19 protein-coding genes are annotated in these 14,938 nt (G+C 71.0%); 12 read left to right on the top strand and 7 right to left on the bottom strand.

Annotated features, from left to right (window positions below; all coding sequences use genetic code 11):
* Window positions 1–3: 3 nt before the first annotated feature.
* Window positions 4–756, bottom strand: coding sequence for a LysR family substrate-binding domain-containing protein (locus ABD830_RS24790; RefSeq protein WP_344991694.1), 753 nt, complete (start codon window positions 754–756; stop codon window positions 4–6).
* On the opposite strand from ABD830_RS24790, the gene ABD830_RS24785 reads away from it, so the two are divergent.
* Complete coding sequence (locus ABD830_RS24785; protein ID WP_344991691.1) at window positions 736–1,371, top strand: polysaccharide deacetylase family protein; 636 nt, start codon at window positions 736–738, stop codon at window positions 1,369–1,371. The genes ABD830_RS24790 and ABD830_RS24785 overlap by 21 nt on opposite strands.
* Window positions 1,372–1,373: 2 nt before the next feature.
* Here the strand turns inward: ABD830_RS24785 and ABD830_RS24780 are convergent, their stop codons facing one another.
* On the bottom strand, window positions 1,374–2,009 hold the full coding sequence (locus ABD830_RS24780; RefSeq protein WP_378521094.1) for an NADPH-dependent F420 reductase: 636 nt from the start codon (window positions 2,007–2,009) through the stop codon (window positions 1,374–1,376).
* 92 nt (window positions 2,010–2,101) lie between these two features.
* On the opposite strand from ABD830_RS24780, the gene ABD830_RS24775 reads away from it, so the two are divergent.
* Window positions 2,102–2,491, top strand: a complete 390-nt coding sequence (locus ABD830_RS24775) for a winged helix-turn-helix transcriptional regulator (RefSeq protein WP_344991689.1) — start codon at window positions 2,102–2,104, stop codon at window positions 2,489–2,491.
* 33 nt (window positions 2,492–2,524) lie between these two features.
* On the opposite strand, the gene ABD830_RS24770 is transcribed toward ABD830_RS24775, so the two are convergent.
* Window positions 2,525–2,956, bottom strand: coding sequence for an acyl-CoA thioesterase (locus ABD830_RS24770; protein WP_344991686.1), 432 nt, complete (start codon window positions 2,954–2,956; stop codon window positions 2,525–2,527).
* The gene (locus ABD830_RS24765; protein ID WP_344991683.1) at window positions 2,946–3,278 is read right to left on the bottom strand and encodes a hypothetical protein; all 333 of its coding nucleotides are present in this window, start codon (window positions 3,276–3,278) and stop codon (window positions 2,946–2,948) included. The genes ABD830_RS24770 and ABD830_RS24765 overlap by 11 nt, the downstream gene beginning before the upstream one ends.
* Window positions 3,279–3,360: 82 nt before the next feature.
* On the opposite strand from ABD830_RS24765, the gene ABD830_RS24760 reads away from it, so the two are divergent.
* The 5 genes from ABD830_RS24760 (at window position 3,361) to map (ending at window position 6,486) form a co-directional block, all read left to right on the top strand.
* Window positions 3,361–4,020 (top strand): class I SAM-dependent methyltransferase, encoded by a 660-nt coding sequence (locus ABD830_RS24760; RefSeq protein ID WP_344991680.1) that lies wholly within the window; start codon window positions 3,361–3,363, stop codon window positions 4,018–4,020.
* 77 nt (window positions 4,021–4,097) lie between these two features.
* On the top strand, window positions 4,098–4,331 hold the full coding sequence (locus ABD830_RS24755; protein WP_344991677.1) for an HIT family protein: 234 nt from the start codon (window positions 4,098–4,100) through the stop codon (window positions 4,329–4,331).
* 64 nt (window positions 4,332–4,395) lie between these two features.
* Entirely contained in the window at window positions 4,396–4,926 is a 531-nt protein-coding gene (locus ABD830_RS24750) for a PadR family transcriptional regulator (RefSeq protein WP_344991674.1), read from the top strand.
* Window positions 4,923–5,648 carry a siderophore-interacting protein gene (locus ABD830_RS24745; protein WP_344991671.1) on the top strand — a complete coding sequence of 242 codons (726 nt, stop codon included), beginning with the start codon at window positions 4,923–4,925 and terminating at the stop codon, window positions 5,646–5,648. The genes ABD830_RS24750 and ABD830_RS24745 overlap by 4 nt, the downstream gene beginning before the upstream one ends.
* 70 nt (window positions 5,649–5,718) lie before the next feature.
* Window positions 5,719–6,486 carry a type I methionyl aminopeptidase gene (map, locus tag ABD830_RS24740; RefSeq protein ID WP_344991668.1) on the top strand — a complete coding sequence of 256 codons (768 nt, stop codon included), beginning with the start codon at window positions 5,719–5,721 and terminating at the stop codon, window positions 6,484–6,486.
* Here the strand turns inward: map and ABD830_RS24735 are convergent.
* Window positions 6,467–7,684 carry an acyltransferase family protein gene (locus ABD830_RS24735; protein ID WP_344991665.1) on the bottom strand — a complete coding sequence of 406 codons (1,218 nt, stop codon included), beginning with the start codon at window positions 7,682–7,684 and terminating at the stop codon, window positions 6,467–6,469. The two genes, map and ABD830_RS24735, sit on opposite strands and share 20 nt — an antisense overlap.
* Window positions 7,685–7,751: 67 nt before the next feature.
* On the bottom strand, window positions 7,752–8,678 hold the full coding sequence (locus tag ABD830_RS24730) for an adenosine deaminase (protein WP_344991662.1): 927 nt from the start codon (window positions 8,676–8,678) through the stop codon (window positions 7,752–7,754).
* A gap of 88 nt (window positions 8,679–8,766) precedes the next feature.
* On the opposite strand from ABD830_RS24730, the gene ABD830_RS24725 reads away from it, so the two are divergent.
* Complete coding sequence (locus ABD830_RS24725; protein WP_344991659.1) at window positions 8,767–9,918, top strand: PucR family transcriptional regulator; 1,152 nt, start codon at window positions 8,767–8,769, stop codon at window positions 9,916–9,918.
* A 35-nt stretch (window positions 9,919–9,953) separates the two neighbouring features.
* Here ABD830_RS24725 and ABD830_RS24720 read toward each other — a convergent pair whose 3' ends face one another.
* Window positions 9,954–11,138 (bottom strand): metal-dependent hydrolase family protein, encoded by a 1,185-nt coding sequence (locus ABD830_RS24720; protein ID WP_344991656.1) that lies wholly within the window; start codon window positions 11,136–11,138, stop codon window positions 9,954–9,956.
* 219 nt (window positions 11,139–11,357) lie between these two features.
* Here ABD830_RS24720 and ABD830_RS24715 point away from each other — a divergent pair, with 219 nt between their 5' ends.
* The 4 genes from ABD830_RS24715 to ABD830_RS24700 are packed head-to-tail and all read left to right on the top strand — an operon-like array spanning window position 11,358 to window position 14,684.
* Window positions 11,358–12,410, top strand: coding sequence for an ABC transporter substrate-binding protein (locus ABD830_RS24715; RefSeq protein WP_344991653.1), 1,053 nt, complete (start codon window positions 11,358–11,360; stop codon window positions 12,408–12,410).
* Entirely contained in the window at window positions 12,407–13,159 is a 753-nt protein-coding gene (locus tag ABD830_RS24710) for an ABC transporter ATP-binding protein (RefSeq protein WP_344991650.1), read from the top strand. The genes ABD830_RS24715 and ABD830_RS24710 overlap by 4 nt, the downstream gene beginning before the upstream one ends.
* Window positions 13,156–13,905, top strand: coding sequence for an ABC transporter permease (locus tag ABD830_RS24705; RefSeq protein ID WP_344991647.1), 750 nt, complete (start codon window positions 13,156–13,158; stop codon window positions 13,903–13,905). Before ABD830_RS24710 ends, ABD830_RS24705 begins: the two co-directional genes overlap by 4 nt.
* Window positions 13,902–14,684, top strand: coding sequence for an ABC transporter permease (locus ABD830_RS24700; RefSeq protein WP_344991644.1), 783 nt, complete (start codon window positions 13,902–13,904; stop codon window positions 14,682–14,684). The genes ABD830_RS24705 and ABD830_RS24700 overlap by 4 nt, the downstream gene beginning before the upstream one ends.
* Window positions 14,685–14,938: the final 254 nt, after the last annotated feature.

Genomic DNA, 14,938 nt, shown 5'->3' with positions numbered 1-14,938 from the left:
TCATCACGCCGCGACCTCGCAGATCGTCTCGACGAAGGCGCGGACCCGGGCCGTGCCGCCGTTGACCGGCCAGATCAGGCCGTACTCGATGGGCGGCGCGTCGTGGATCGGCACGAAGACGATGCCGGGCCGCGCGTAGTACTGCGCGGCACGCAGAGCGACCGGTGACGCGCCGCGGCCGGTCGCCACCAGCGATTGCACCTCCTGCCAGTAGGCGGCGGTCGCACTGTGCGTGATGGGCCGTCCCTCGGGCGTACAGCGGGGGTAGTGGTGGTCCAGCCAGTACTGCGGGACGTCGCCTGAGACGGCCACCAGCGGGGTGCGTGCCAGATCCTCCAGGCAGAGCGACTCGCGCCGGGCGAACGGATGTCGTGCGTGGACCATGAGAGCGCGCGGCTCGGAGAAGACCACCGGTCCGGCGACCAGATCCGGCTCGGCGACGGGGAACTCGGTGAGCTGCAGATCCAGCGCACCCGAGCGCAGCGGGCCGAACGGATCGGTGAGCTGCACCTCCTGGATCCGTACGGCGCTGTCCGGGTACCGCTGCCTGAACACGTCGGCGGCCTCGATGACCGCGTCGCCTGCCCACTGCGAGGAGAAGCCGACGCGCAGCGTCCCGGTGACGGCCTTGCCTGTGGCGATCGCCCGCGCGACCGCCTCCTGGATCTGCTGGTAAGCCGGGGCGAGATCGTCGCGGAGCCCGACTACGGGCCCCGCGTCGGCATCTGGCGCACGATGGAGACCCTGGACCGGCACGGCGTACGGGCGAGCGTGCTGCTGAACTCCGACGTCGCCCACCACTACCCGCAGATCATCAAGGCCGGGCTGGAGCGCGACTGGGCCTGGCTCGCGCACGGGCGGACCAACTCGATCCTCCAGGCGGGCATGACCCGCGAGGAGGAACGCGCCTACCTCGCCGACGTCGTCGACACCATCGCCGCCGCCACCGGCCGCAGGCCGCACGGCTGGATGGGGCCGGGGCTGACCGAGACGTTCGACACCCCGGCCCTGCTCGCCGAGCTCGGGCTGAGCTACGTGCTCGACTGGACCAACGACGACCAGCCTTACCGGTTGAACGTGCCGGGCCTGCTCAGCGTCCCGTACACGGTGGAGCTCAACGACCTGGGCCTGTTCGGCAAGGGCACCAGCGGGCTGGAGTTCGTTCAGATCGTCAAGGACCAGTACGAGCAGCTGCGCGCTGACTCCCGGGACGGCGGCCGGGTGATGGCGCTGGCCCTGCACCCGTTCGTGATCGGCCAGGCGTTCCGCGCCAAGTACCTGGACCAGGCGCTGGCCTATCTCGCGGCACAGCCTGACGCCTGGCTGACCACCAGCGACGAGATCGCCCAGCACTACTGGACGCTCGGGTAGCGCTAGTCGGGCTGGGCGAACGCCTCGGCCAGCGCCGGCAGCATGTCCCTGGCGTCGTACCCCGCGAACCAGAGCCCGACCACGAACGCCGACATGGCCTCCAGGTAACGGGCCCGGTTCAGGCCGCCGGCGCGTACCGGCTCGAACCCCAGATCGGTGACCAGCCCGGCGACCAGGTCCAGGGCGGCCGCGTCGTCCCCGCAGAGCGGGACGCCGAGTCCCTGGTGAGAGGCCCACACCTCGGCGGCGCACACGTTGAACGCCTTGACCACCCTGGCCTGCGGCACGAGCCGGGCCACCCGCTCGGCCACCGCGTCCTCGGCCAGCAGGAACGAGCCGGGCGCGGCGGTGAACGCGTCCGGCTCGAACGCGTTGGTGCAGTCGACGACCACCCGCCCGTCCAGGGCTCCCACCTGCCCCAGCACGTCGGAGATCCCGGCCGCGGGCACAGCCAGCAGCACAGCCTCGCCGTGCTCCGCCGCCGCCCGCAGGTCGCCGCCCCGTGCCCCGATGCCCTCGGCCAGCTTGACGGCCTTCTCCGGCGACCGCGCGCCGATCACAACCTCGTGACCGGCCTTGACCCAGCCTGCCCCGAGCACCTCCGCCATCTGTCCGGCGCCGAGTATGCCGATACGCATACCTTTTCCCCTTTCCGAAGGTTTCCGCGCAGCACAGTAGGCGGGCCGATAGGCACTTCCGGGTGCCTATCGGCTGGGGAAGACTGGCGGGCATGGAGCGCGACACCCCCTTTGAGCCGTACGGAGACTTCATCGCCGATTGCCCGGCCCGGCTGGCTGTGGATCTGTTCGCCCACGCCTGGCTTCCTGTGGTGGTGTTCGCGTTGAAGGACGGCCCCATGCGGCCCGGGGCGCTGCGGCAGAGCATCGGCGGCGTCAGCCAGAAGGTGCTGACGCAGACGCTGCGCCGGATGGAGCACTGGGGCCTGGTCCGGCGCCACCGCTACGCCGAGGCCCCGCCCAGGGTGGAGTACGAGCTGACGGCGGCGGGCCAGGACCTGCTCGTCCCGATCCGCGCGCTCGGCGAATGGGCCTTCCGGCACGCCGACATGGTGCTGGCCGCCGCTTCCGACCAGGCGTCGGCTCAGAACCGGGCGGGCTAGCGGGCTGCGCCCGACACCCGTTGGACCGGCCGGCTAGGGCTTGAGTCCGAGGAGTTCGGGGTCGGTGGCTCTGGCGCGCCACTCACGGTCGGGGTCGGGGATCAGCCGGCGGGTCTTGAGATCGAGCAGGCCGCTCACGTGGCTGACCTCCGCGGCCGGCGTGCCGTCGAGGCGCCGCAGCAGATGGTGGACTCGGTAGGTCTTGCCGGTGCCCCATTCCCAGGCACAGGAGACGTCCACCTCGTCGCCGCCGCGCAGCTCGTGATGGTACTTGATGACGGTCTCCAGGTTGACGGGGCCGAGGCCGCTGCCGAGCAGGTCCTCGACGGAGACGCCGGCGGCCCGTACGCAGGCGAAGCGGGCATGGTCGGCGTACTGGACGTAGAAGCCGCCGTTGAGGTGGAGCTGGGGGTCGATCTCGTAGCTGCGGACGTCGAGGCGGACGCTGAACGGCTCAGTCATCATCAGGGGTCTCCTGCTCGGCCAGCCAGTGCAGTGAACGGTCGGTCAGATAGCGGCGGCCGTCGTCGCGGATCTCCAGCCAGTCGCCGCGGACCCAGCCGCCCGCCGCTTGCGGGGAGAAACCGTGCCTGCGGAAGAGAGCGCTCGCTTCGGCCCTGGTCAGGCCCCGGTCGCTCCATTCGGCGAGGAGCGATCGGTAGCGGCTCTCGGCCGGGGGGTCGGCGGGATCGGCCGCGATGGCGTCGGCCAGTGCGGCGAAGCCGGCGCTGATCTGGCGTAGCGCTGCGGCTATCTCGTCTCTCTGCGACCATGGCGACGGTTCCACGTGCATAGCTTAGCAATTGCTACCGATCGCATTCCTATTGTTCGTCATGGAATTGTCGGTGGCGGCTGCGAGGATCGGCGCCATGACCCAGCTCACCTCCGCGATCACCGATTATTGGGATGCCGCCGCGCCGACGTTCGACGAAGAGCCGGACCACGGCCTGCGGGCCGAGCGCACGCGTGCCGCGTGGGACCGCCGCCTGCGGGCCTGGGCGCCGCCCGCTCCGGCCGGCATTCTCGACGTCGGCTGCGGCACCGGCTCCCTGTCCGTGCTGCTGGCCGCGGCCGGACACCGGGTGACCGGCGTGGACCTCGCCCCGCAGATGATCGACCACGCCCGCGCCAAGCTGTCGGCCGCCGGGCTCGAGGGCCGGTTCCTGGTCGGCGACGCCGCCGCGCCGCCCACCGGTGACGAACGGTTCGACGTGGTGCTCTGCCGCCATCTGGTGTGGACCCTGCCCGACCCACGGGCGGCCCTGGGCGAGTGGGTCTCCCGGCTGCGGCCGGGCGGCCGGCTGGTGCTGGTCGAAGGGCGCTGGGGCGAGGCGGGGCTGCCCTATGTGGCGGGAGCCGGCTCGCTGCCGTGGAGCGGCGGCGTCCGGGCCGACGACCTGGCCACCGCCCTGCGCCCGCTCGTCGCGGACCTGCGCGTCGAGCCGCTCAGCGACGACGCCGACCTGTGGGGCGGTCCCGTGGACGACGAACGCTATGCCATCATCGCCCAGGTAGGAATAAGCAGTTGAGAGCGTGACGGGCGGGCTGCGAGCATCATGATCCATGGCCTCCCCGTGCACCTTCTGCAGGATCGTCCGCGGCGGTCATGCGTGCCACGGTCCTGGTGAGCCGGCAGCTCACCGGCGCGTTGGGGGCGCCGGGCGTCAACCTCTGGCACGCGAGCGGCGAGACCGCCTGGCAGAGCGTCTTCCATTTCCACATTCACGTCGTCCCTCGGTACGACGCCGACGATCTCATGCTCCCCTGGGTGGAGATCGAGCGTCCGGTCGACTCCTTGGCCGGCTTGGCGGCCGAGATCCGCGGCGAGTCCGCCGACTGAGAGCGGCCGTCAATGCATCGGAAAACATACCCAACGCTATATCGTTCGATATAGCATCCGACTCATGATGAACGCGCGCCGCGCCCCCGGGCCGGGCCCGACGGGGCGCTTCTTCGGGCCGGGCGAGCTCCGCCTGGCCGTCCTCGCCCTCGTCGCCGAGCAGCCCGGCCACGGCTACCAGGTCATGAGCCGCCTCGCCGACCGCTTCAACGGCACCTACGAGCCGAGCGCCGGCTCCATCTACCCCACCCTGCAACTGCTCGAGGACGAGGGTCTCGTACGCGTCGAGCCCGACGACGGCCGCAAGGTCTACCACGTCACCGGCGAGGGCAGGCGCGCGGCCGACGAGCAGGCCGAGGAGATCGAGCGGCTCTGGGGCCGGGCGGCCGGCCGGGCCGAGTGGGGGATGTTCCGCGAACCCGAAGCCGCCGAGATCATCGGCCCGGCGCTGCGCCTGGTCAAGGCCGCCGTGAAGACGCTCGCGCACGCCCATGGCGATCCCAGGGTGGTCGAGGAGATCCAGGAGATCTTCGTCGAGGCACGGCGCAGGATCGAGCGGCTGGATCCCAGGAAGCAGCGGAAGGAGGGGCGATGAGGCGGACCGTGGCCCGCAGGCTGCTCGACCGGATGTTCGTCGCGGGGGAGGTGCTCGATGTCGAGCAGGTGACCTCCCGCATGCGGCGGGTCAGGATCGGGGGAGAGGGGCTCGCCGAGCTGGAGTGGACGCCCGGCCAGCACGTACGACTGCTGATCGGCGACGGCGGCGGCCTGCTGGGCGGGGTCCTGCGCACCTACTCGATCTGGCAGTACGACCCCAGCTGGGAGGCGATCGACCTCATCGGGTACGACCACGGCGGTGACTCGCCGGGCGCCTCCTGGATCAGGAACGCCAGGCCCGGCATGGAGGTCGCCTTCACCAGGCCGGACGGCGGTTTCGTGGTCAAGGAGCAGGCGCCGTACCACGTGTTCGCGGGCGAGGAGACGGCCTCGGTGGCGTTCGGCGCGATGCTGCGGGCGCTGCCGGTCGGCGAGCGGGTGTTCGGCGCGGTGGAGGCCGACGGGCCGGACGGCCACCTCGACCTGCCCAGGGAGCTGGCGCGGGTGTGCCGGGGCGGCGCCTCCGCGGCCGGTTCCGAGGTCCTGGTGGACGCGGTGCGAGCGCTGGACCTGCCGGACGAGCCGGGCGTCGCCTATCTCGCCGGTGAGGCGCGCACGATCCAGGCCGTACGCGCCCACCTGGTCCGCGAGCGCGGCTGGCAGCGCAGGGACGTGCGTACGAAGCCCTTCTGGACCCCCGGCAGGAAGGGCCTCGACTGACCTCGGACATCGTCGACATGGCGATAATAATACCGGTATAGTTATCGATCCCACGAGCCGAGGAGGCACTGTGATCGAGCTGAAGTCAGCCGGTGAGATAGCCGCGATGCGCGAGGCGGGCAGGGTCGTCGCCGCGATCCACGCCGCGGTGCGGGAGCGGGCCGCGGTCGGGGTGTCGTTGAAGGCGCTCGACGAGGTGGCCAGGACGGTCATCGAGGAGGCGGGCGCGGGGGCGTCGTTCCTGGGGTATCACCCGTCGTTCGGCGCGACGCCGTACCCGGGGGTGATCTGCACCTCGGTGAACGGGACCATGCTGCACGGCCTGCCGACCCCGTACCGGCTGCGCGACGGCGACCTGATCAGCGTCGACTGCGGCGCGATCGTCGACGGCTGGCATGCCGACGGCACGGTCAGCTTCGCCGTCGGGCACGCGCGTGAGGAGGACCTCAAGCTGATCAGGGTGGCGGAGGAGACGCTGGCGGCGGGCATCCAGGCGGCCGTGCCAGGCGGCCGGATGGGCGACATCGGCCACGCCATGTCCACGGTCGGCCGCGGCGCGGGGTACGGCATGCAGAACGACTTCGGCGGCCACGGCATCGGGCGGGCCATGCACGAGTCGCCGTTCGTGCCCAACGAGGCCACCGCGGGCCGCGGGCTGCGGCTGCGGCCGGGGCTGGTGATCGCGATCGAGCCGAGCCTGATGGCCGGGGGCGGCGACGACTACTACATGGCCGACGACGGCTGGTCGGTGTGCTCGGGCGACGGCAGCAGGAGCGTGCACGTCGAGCACACCGTCGCGATCACCGCCGACGGCCCGGTCATCCTGACGTTGCCGTAGGTTCCCGCATCCCGAACAGGAACCTGGTCACCCTGGTACGCCGCACCAGCAGGTCGTAGACGCCCACCGTCAGCACGAGCGAGACCACCACGATGACCAGGTATTCGACCAGGATCGGCGCCTTCCACCCCACCACGAAGTAGGCCACCGCCACGACGATCGGCTGGTGCAGCACGTACAGGGGGAGCACGGCGGAGGACAGGTAGGCGTACAGCCGGCGCGGCGGTCTGTCGGCGCCGGTGGAGGGCGTGCGCGGCCGGTCGAGGGCGCCGAGTATCGCGACCAGCCAGCACCACCCGGCCAGGCCGTACAGGGCGCGGGCCCCGATCGCGAGCGGGGTCATGTCCGTGAACGCGTCCGCGCCGGGCGCGTCGCCCGCGATGACGAAGCCGGGCACCCCCACTGCCACCAGAGCGACGCCCACGATCGCGGCGGGCACCCAGTCGCGCCGCATCGCCGCGCGGAATCGGGGATCGGTCACGAAGAAGTACCCGTACAGGAAGAACAGCAGGAACGCCCACCGGCTCCAGCCGCTGAACGACTCCTCCAGCCCCACGAAGGCGCAGACCAGCGCGATCGGCAGCCCGAGCACCAGCAGCCCGCCGCGCGGCCGCGAGAGCGCGGCGGGCCACTCGAGGGTGGGCGGCGCCCAGCGCGCCACCGCCGCGAGCAGCAGCGAGAAGGTCAGCAGCAGCACCACGAACCACAGGTGCCCGGTCTCGAAGTACGTCCCGCGCAGGATGAAGGGAAAGTCGCTCAGGTCGAGCCGCACGGTGTAGAACTTCGGCAGGAACGCCAGGTAGGACTCGTGGTAGGCGGGATCGGCCCGCAGCCGCAGCCACTGGGGCAGCGGCATGATCGTGGCCGTGGCGAAGACCAGCGGCACCCCAAGCCGCAGTAATCGCTCCACGGCGAACCCGCCGGGGCCGCGGCGGCGCATCGAGTGCCACGACCCCAGCCCGGCGATGAGGAAGAGCAGCGGCATCGCCCAGATCACGCAGAGCGCCGCGATGAAGAATGTGATCTGCGTCGTCTCGGCGTTCTTGACGTAGTAGTCGTCCCGCGAGTCGAACACCAGTGACGCGTGAAAGAACACCAGCCCGACCACCACGAGAGCGCGCATGGCGTCGAGCTCCGGTCGGCGTGCTGCGTGGTTTCCTGGGGCCGCCGGCTGCGACGGCCCGGTACGTGCGGTCATGATCGGCCTCCCTGACACGCACCAGTGTGAGGCCCAGGATGGGCCCGCGCCATGGTGCGGATCAGGTTCAGCCGTCGTAGGCGAAAGAAGCGTCGAAGGAGTTGCGCGCGATCCGGTCGAGCTGCTCGTCCGTCATCCCCAGCTCCCGCTGGAGGGCCACGTAGTTGTCCTCCACATATCCGCCGAAGTAGGCAGGATCATCCGAATTGACGGTGACGACGAGGCCCTCGTCCAGCATCGCGGGCAGGATGTGGTCGCGCAGGGACGGCACGGCGCGCAGGCGCACGTTCGACAGCGGGCACACGGTCAGCGGGATCCGCTCGTCCCGCAGCCTGGCCACGAGCTGCGGATCCTCCATCGCCCGGATCCCGTGGTCCACCCGCTCCACGCGCAGCACGTCCAGCGCCTCCCACACGTAGTCGGGGCCGCCCTCCTCGCCCGCGTGCGCCACCCGCCGCAGCCCCTCGCCGGCCGCGATGTCGAACACCCGCCTGAACAGCGACGGCGGATAGCCGACCTCCGCCGAGTCCAGCCCCACCCCGATGAACGAGTCCCGGTACGGCAGGGCGGCCCGCAGCACCTGCTCGGCCTCGTCCGCGCCCCGGTCACGCAGGAAGCACAGGATGAGCGCCGCCGACACGTCACCGTCCTTGAGCGCCGCCGACAGCCCGCCGAACACCACCTCAAGCGGCACGCCCCTGCTCAGGTGCGCCTGCGGGTCGAAGAAGATCTCCGCGTGCCGCACCCCCTGCTCGCCGGCCCGCCGCAGGTAGGCGGTGGCGAGGTCGTAGAAGTCCTCCTCGGTACGCAGGACCGCCATGTGCTCGTAGTAGACGTCCAGGAACGACTGCAGATCGGTGAAGGAGTAGCGGGCGCGGATGGCGTCCACGTCGAAGGTCGGCAGGTCGATCCGGTTCCGCCTGGCCAGCTCGACGACGAGCTCGGGCTCGAGGGTGCCTTCGATGTGCAGATGGAGCTCTGCTTTGGGACGCATGACAACGAGTAAACCCGACCCCGCATGGTGGGAGTATCGTGCGAACCTCTGAAGTGTTGGCCTTTGAGCTGGCATAACATCAGATTTCATGAGGCTGGCGGACCTGCTCGCGCGCGAAGACCTGCGGCTGACGCTGGTGACGGGTCACGAGGCGCTCGTGCGCGAGATCAGGCGCGCGTACCCCACGGATCTGCCCGACCCCCGGCGTTACCTCGAGGCCGGAGATCTCGTGCTCACCAGCGGCGTCTGGTACGGCGCGCCGTCCGACTGCGAGCGCTTCGCCGACGCGCTGTGGGCCAGCGACGCCGCCGGGCTGGTCGTGGGGCTGATCGTGCTCGGCGAGCTGCCCGAGGAGCTGGTCAAGGCGTGTGAACGGCGCCGGCTGCCGCTGCTTCTGGCCGCTCCCGACCAGTCGTTCGGGGCGATCACCGAGGCCGTGACCGTCGACGGGTTCGCGGCCGAGCAGCGCAGGGCCGAGCGGGTCAGGGCGCAGACGCTGCTCGACGTGCTGGGCGAGATCCCGCCAGGGGAGGTCTCCGCGCACCTTCGGCTGCTCGGCGCCGACCCGGGCCTGCCGACCGCGGCCATGGCGGTCACACTCACCGGCACACTCACCGGCACACTCACCGGCCGGGCCGACTACGACCTGCCCGAGATGCTGCACGAGGGGCTGGCCAGGAAGGGGCGGCACCTGATCGTCGGCGGCACGCCGCGCGAGGCGATCGTGCTGGTCAACGGCAGGGCCTCGCGCAAGAGCCTCGCGGACGAGCTGCGCGGCCTGGCCGCCGAGCGGCCCGGGATGAGCATCGCGGCCGGGATCAGCGAGATGGCGGCCAGCGTGTCGCAGCTCGGCGAGGCGCTGGAGACCGCCAGGCGCGGCATGGAGTCCGCGCGGAGCGGGCCGGGGCCCGTGTCGATCATGTCGGTGGCCGACATCGACAGCTTCGACCTGCTGCTCGCCACGCTGCCCGCGAGCGTGCGCCGCTCCTTCCGCGATCACCTGCTGGGGCCGGTCGAGGAGTACGACGCGCGGCACGGCTCCGAACTGCTGCGCACGCTCGACATCTTCCTGGAGACGTGCGGGTCCTGGCAGCGCACCGCCGACGAGCTGTACGTGCACGTCAACACCTTGCGCTACCGGATGCAGCGGATCGAGGAGCTGACCGGGCGGCGGATGTCGTCGATGCGCGACCGTACCGATCTGTATCTCGCGCTGCGGTCAGGGCGAGAGACGCAATAGGCGGAAGCCAGGCCGAGAGGCGCCATAGGCGGAAGTCAGGGCAGGCGGCCCGCGACGACGTTGCCCCGTGAGACCACGGCCACGATGTTCTCGACGGTCAGGTCCTCGATGCGCTCCCAGGGGCGGCCGCGCAGCACGACGAGGTCGGCGCCCAGCCCTTGAGCGATCCTGCCCACCGGCATGCCGATCGAGTCGGCCGCGTCGGAGGTGGCCGCGCGCAGCGCCGATCCGGCGTCCATCCCCAGGATGCGCGTCATGTGGACGACCTCGGCGAACTGGTCGCCGAACTGCACGTGGTGGCCGTTCGCGTCGGTGCCGAGCACGAACCGCACGCCCAGCGCGGCGGCCTGGGCCAGCAGCACGTCCCGGGTGGCGACCAGCTCGGCGGCCTTGGCCATGGCCTCGGGCGTGACCGGGACGCGGCCCTGCGCGATGGCCTCGTTGATCAGCAGCGTCGGCGCGACGGGCGTGCCGCGGGCGGCCAGCGTCTCGGCCAGGTCCTTGCTCATGAGCGTGCCGTGCTCGATCGAGTCGACGCCCTCCTCGACGGCCACCCGGATGCCGTCCTCGGAGTGGGCGTGGGAGGCGACCAGCATGCCGAGCGCGTGCGCCTCGTCCACGACGGCTCTGATCTCGTCGCGCGTGTAGTTGCGCCAGGCGTTCCTGTCGCCGATCGACAGCACGCCGCCGCTGGTGGTGAGCTTGATGCCGTCCATGCCGGCGCGGGCCCAGGTGCGTACGAGCTTGCGGCACTCGTCGGGGCCGTCGGCCGTGGGCTTCCTCGCGGGCACCGCGGGCGGCACGAACAGGTCGTTGTGCCCGGCCGTCATCCCCACCACGCCGTGCACCTGGACGCGCGGCCCGGGCAGCACCCCGGCGTCGAACACGCGGCGCAGCGCCACCTGGGCCTCGTCGCCCGCCAGGTCGCGCAGCGTCGTCACGCCGTGCCGCATCGCCCGCTGGGCGTGGGCGGCGCCGTGCAGCACCTGCTCGTCCCGGGTGGTGACCAGCGGCCAGGTCGCGAAGTCCGGCGGGTCGCCCGGGCCCGCGTACCCCACCAGGTGGACGTGCGTGTCCACCAGGCCGGGCAGCACGCACAGGCCGTCGTAGCGCGGCTCGGCATCCGGCTGCACGCTGAGGATGCGGTCGGGCTCCCAGCTCAGATCGACCGGGCCCCGGTATTCGGTACCGTCCCAAAGAGGGATTCCGTCGAGTCTCATTTCACGCTCGACGCTACCGGAGCCTCCGGCCGGCTGGAGGGATCTACGGTCCTCGCGCGGCACTCTCGTAGGGACCTACAGGGGTCGCCAGCGGTTTTCCCGCGTTCCCCCTTCGCGGCCCCTGGCCGGGCGGCGCTGTCCAAAACCACCGTCACATGATGGTAATAATCGATAGATACCGTCCTGACCTGCACGTTCCCGCCGCTGCAAGGAAGAATTATGGCTATTTCCCTCGACCGCCGCGCGTTCCTGCGGACAACAGGTCTGGCCGGGCTGGCGTTCGGTCTGGCCGCCTGCGGCGAGAGCGGCACGTCGGCCGGCTCCTCCACCGGCGGCGGGCTCGGCTCGGTGAAACTCCAGCTCTCCTGGAAGAAGAACGTCGAGTTCGCCGGCGAGTACTTCGCCGACACCAAGGGGTACTTCAAGGCCGCCGGGTTCTCCCAGGTCGAGCTGCTGTCGGGCGGCGGCTCGGGCACCTCGGTCGAGTCGGGCCTGGCCACCGGACGCTGCTGGGCGGGCCTTTCCGCACCCACGATCACCGCGCCGGCCATCCTCCAGGGCGCCCAGCTGAAGATCGTCGGCGCGACGTTCCAGAAGAACCCGTTCGCGATCGTCTCGCTCAAGAAGAACCCGATCGAGTCCGCCAAGGACCTGGCCGGCAAGAAGATCGGCGTCCAGGACTCCAACGAGCTGGTGTGGAACGCGCTGCTCAAGGCCAACGGCATCGACCCGTCGAGCGTGACCAGGGTGCCGTTCCAGTCGGACCCGTCGATGCTCACCTCCGGCCAGCTCGACGGCTACGTCGGCTATGTCACCAGCGGTCCCGTACGGCTGAGGATGCAGGGCCACGACCCGGCCTACCTGCTGTTCGCCGACGCCGGGCTGCCGCTGGTCGCCGAGACGTTCACGGTGACGCAGGAGACCATCGACAAGGAGCGCGACAAGCTCAAGGCGTTCCTGACCGCCGAGATCAAGGGCTGGAGGGACGCCGTCGCCGACCCGGCCAAGTCCGCCGAGCTGGCCGCCACCGTCTACGGCAAGGACCAGAACCTCGACGTCAAGGAGCAGACCGAGGAGGCCAAGATGCAGAACGAGCTGGTGGTCACCCCCGACGTCAAGGCCAACGGCCTGTTCACGATCACGCCGGAGCTGATCGAGCAGAACATCGCCTCCCTGGCCAAGGCCGGCCTGAACATCAAGGCCGAGCAGCTCTTCGACCTGACGATCCTGGACGAGGTCTACAAGGCCGACCCGAGCCTGAAGCTGTCATGACGGGCATCAGCATCGCGGGGCTGAGCAAGACCTTCGGCAAAGGAGTGACCGCTCTCGAGGGAGTCGACATCCAGACGCCGAAGGGCTCGTTCCTGTCGCTGCTCGGCCCCTCCGGCTGCGGCAAGTCCACGGTGCTGCGCATCCTGGCCGGGCTGGAAGAGCCCACGTCCGGCGAGATCCGGGTGAACGGCGAGACCCCGGAGGAGCTGCGCAGGAGCCACCACCTCGGCATCGCCTTCCAGGACTCGGCGCTGCTGGCCTGGCGCAGCGTGGCGGCCAACATCCGGCTGCCGCTCGAGGTCGCCGGGATCAGGCCGGAGCCGGGCCGGATCGAGGAGCTGATCAAGCTGGTCGGCCTGGAGGGCTTCGAGAAGGCCAGGCCCGCCGAGCTGTCGGGCGGCATGCGCCAGCGCGTGTCCATCGCCCGCGCGCTGGTGGTCAAGCCCAGCGTGCTGCTGCTCGACGAGCCGTTCGGCGCGCTGGACGACATGACCAGGCAGCGGCTCAACCTGGAGCTGCTGCGCATCTGGACCGAGAAGCCGGCCACGACGCTCATGGTCACCCACGGCATCGGCGAGGCCGTCTTCCTGTCGGACGTGGTGGCCGTCATGAGCCCCCGCCCTGGCCGGGTCGTCGAGATGGTGGAGATCGACCTGCCGCGGCCCCGCACGCCCGACATGATGCGTACGCCCGAGTTCCACGCCCTCCACGACCACCTCAGCGACCTGCTGTTCGGGCACGGCTCATGAGACGCGTCCAGGGGCTGCTCGGCGTCGTCGCGCTCATCGGGCTCTGGTGGCTGCTCGCCGTGACCGTGTTCGCCGGCGGCGGCGCGGTGCCGACTCCCTGGGTGGTGCTGTCCGCCATGGGCGCCGACGGCTGGGCCTTCTACGGCCCGAACATCTCCGCCACCCTGACCGCGGCGGTCCAGGGCTTCCTGTGGGGCAACGGGCTGGCCATCGGCGTGGCGCTGCTGGTGCTGCTCGTGCCCCGGCTGGAGGCCGTCGCCACGCAGCTCGCGGTGATCAGCTACTGCGTCCCCCTGCTCGCCATCGGCCCCATCGTGCTGGTGGTCTTCGGCGGCGACGCCACCGTGGTGTTCCTCGCCGCCATCTCCGTCTTCTTCACCACGCTCATCGGCGCCCTGCTCGGTCTGCGCTCCGCCGACCGGGCCAGCCTGGACGTCGTCACCGTGTACGGCGGCGGCCGCCTGGCCAGGCTCCGCTACGTGCAGATCGTCTCCGCCCTGCCGAGCACGTTCGCCGGGCTGAAGATCTCCGCCCCTTCCGCGCTGCTCGGCGCCATCATCGGCGAGTACCTGGGCAGCAACGACGCGGGGCTGGGCGTCTCCCTGATGATCTCCCAGCAGCAGTTCCAGGTGCCGCGCACGTGGGGCCTCGCGCTCGTGGCCGGGCTGGTCGCCGGGCTCGGGTACGCGGTCGTCGCCCTCGTCGCGCGCGTGGTCACCCCCTGGTCGAGAGGCGAGTCGCAGTGATCGGCCGTACCGTGCTGAGGATCGTCGGCCCGCTGCTGCCCTCCGTGGTCATCGTGGTGGCCGCGTGGTGGCTGGCGCTGGAGGCGTTCGGGATCAGCCCGCTCGTGGGCAAGCGGCCCCCGCAGGTCTGGGAGTACCTGACCTCCTCGGCCGCCCACCGCGAGGCCGTGTTCGGCGCGCTGGGCATCACGATCAGGGACGCCGCCATCGGGTTCACCTGCGGGATGATCGCCGCCATGGCCGTGGCGGTCGCGTTCGTGCTGTTCAGGACCGTCGAGCAGACGTTCATGCCGGTCGCCATGCTGCTGCGGTCCGTGCCGCTCGTGGTGATGACGCCGCTGATCACGCTGATCTTCGGCCGGGACCTGCTGGGCGTGGCCGTCATCGGCGGCATCGTGGTGTTCTTCCCGGCGCTGGTGAACATCGCCTTCGGGCTGCGCTCCGCCTCGCCGCAGGCCACCGACCTGATCATGGCGTACGGCGGGAGCCGCATGACGGTCCTCCGCAAGGTGGCCGTGCCGACGGCGATGCCCTCGGTCTTCGCCTCGGCCCGGATCTCCGTGCCCGCCTCCATCATCGGGGCGCTCATCGCCGAGTGGCTGGCCAGCGGGCGGGGCATCGGCGCCGAGATCCTGCGGGCCATCGGCGGCTTCCGTTATGACGAGGTGTGGGCGGACATCGTGGTGGTCACGAGCGTGTCCATCCTGGCGTACGCGGTCGTGGGCGTCGTCGAGTCCCTCGTCCTGGCCCGCTTCTCCGACCCCCGCGACCGCCCCTGACGCGGCACCGCACTGCCCTCGGCGCGTCGGTGTGGGGAGTGCGGGCCCGGCCGCGGTCCTGTGTGCGGGGGGAGGCGCGGCCGGGCCCACTCGGAAGGGGAGCGCGTGGGCGTGCGGTGGGAAACCGGCTCGGGTGTGGCCGGTGGAGGCCCGACGCTCCCCATGGCTCTTGGCGTCGAATCCGAATTCTGGCGCTCCGAGGTCGGCCATGTATGGAAATTTCAGACCTAGCCTGGAGCTCCAAGTGGGGCGCC

The sequence above is a fragment of the Nonomuraea helvata genome (assembly GCF_039535785.1).
Taxonomy (GTDB): domain Bacteria; phylum Actinomycetota; class Actinomycetes; order Streptosporangiales; family Streptosporangiaceae; genus Nonomuraea; species Nonomuraea helvata.
Note: the sequence above shows the minus strand (reverse complement) of the source record. Positions and strands in the feature narration are given on the sequence as shown.

Excerpts from the sequence above, each read along its gene's own strand:
- ABD830_RS24785 (WP_344991691.1), top strand. The coding sequence starts at position 736 with ATGGAGACCCTGGACCGGCACGGCGTACGGGCGAGCGTGCTGCTGAAC.
- ABD830_RS24780 (WP_378521094.1), bottom strand. The coding sequence starts at position 2,009 with ATGCGTATCGGCATACTCGGCGCCGGACAGATGGCGGAGGTGCTCGGG.
- ABD830_RS24775 (WP_344991689.1), top strand. The coding sequence starts at position 2,102 with ATGGAGCGCGACACCCCCTTTGAGCCGTACGGAGACTTCATCGCCGAT.
- ABD830_RS24770 (WP_344991686.1), bottom strand. The coding sequence starts at position 2,956 with ATGATGACTGAGCCGTTCAGCGTCCGCCTCGACGTCCGCAGCTACGAG.
- ABD830_RS24760 (WP_344991680.1), top strand. The coding sequence starts at position 3,361 with ATGACCCAGCTCACCTCCGCGATCACCGATTATTGGGATGCCGCCGCG.
- ABD830_RS24755 (WP_344991677.1), top strand. The coding sequence starts at position 4,098 with ATGCGTGCCACGGTCCTGGTGAGCCGGCAGCTCACCGGCGCGTTGGGG.
- ABD830_RS24750 (WP_344991674.1), top strand. The coding sequence starts at position 4,396 with ATGATGAACGCGCGCCGCGCCCCCGGGCCGGGCCCGACGGGGCGCTTC.
- ABD830_RS24745 (WP_344991671.1), top strand. The coding sequence starts at position 4,923 with ATGAGGCGGACCGTGGCCCGCAGGCTGCTCGACCGGATGTTCGTCGCG.
- ABD830_RS24735 (WP_344991665.1), bottom strand. The coding sequence starts at position 7,684 with ATGACCGCACGTACCGGGCCGTCGCAGCCGGCGGCCCCAGGAAACCAC.
- ABD830_RS24730 (WP_344991662.1), bottom strand. The coding sequence starts at position 8,678 with ATGCGTCCCAAAGCAGAGCTCCATCTGCACATCGAAGGCACCCTCGAG.
- ABD830_RS24725 (WP_344991659.1), top strand. The coding sequence starts at position 8,767 with ATGAGGCTGGCGGACCTGCTCGCGCGCGAAGACCTGCGGCTGACGCTG.
- ABD830_RS24720 (WP_344991656.1), bottom strand. The coding sequence starts at position 11,138 with ATGAGACTCGACGGAATCCCTCTTTGGGACGGTACCGAATACCGGGGC.
- ABD830_RS24715 (WP_344991653.1), top strand. The coding sequence starts at position 11,358 with ATGGCTATTTCCCTCGACCGCCGCGCGTTCCTGCGGACAACAGGTCTG.
- ABD830_RS24710 (WP_344991650.1), top strand. The coding sequence starts at position 12,407 with ATGACGGGCATCAGCATCGCGGGGCTGAGCAAGACCTTCGGCAAAGGA.
- ABD830_RS24705 (WP_344991647.1), top strand. The coding sequence starts at position 13,156 with ATGAGACGCGTCCAGGGGCTGCTCGGCGTCGTCGCGCTCATCGGGCTC.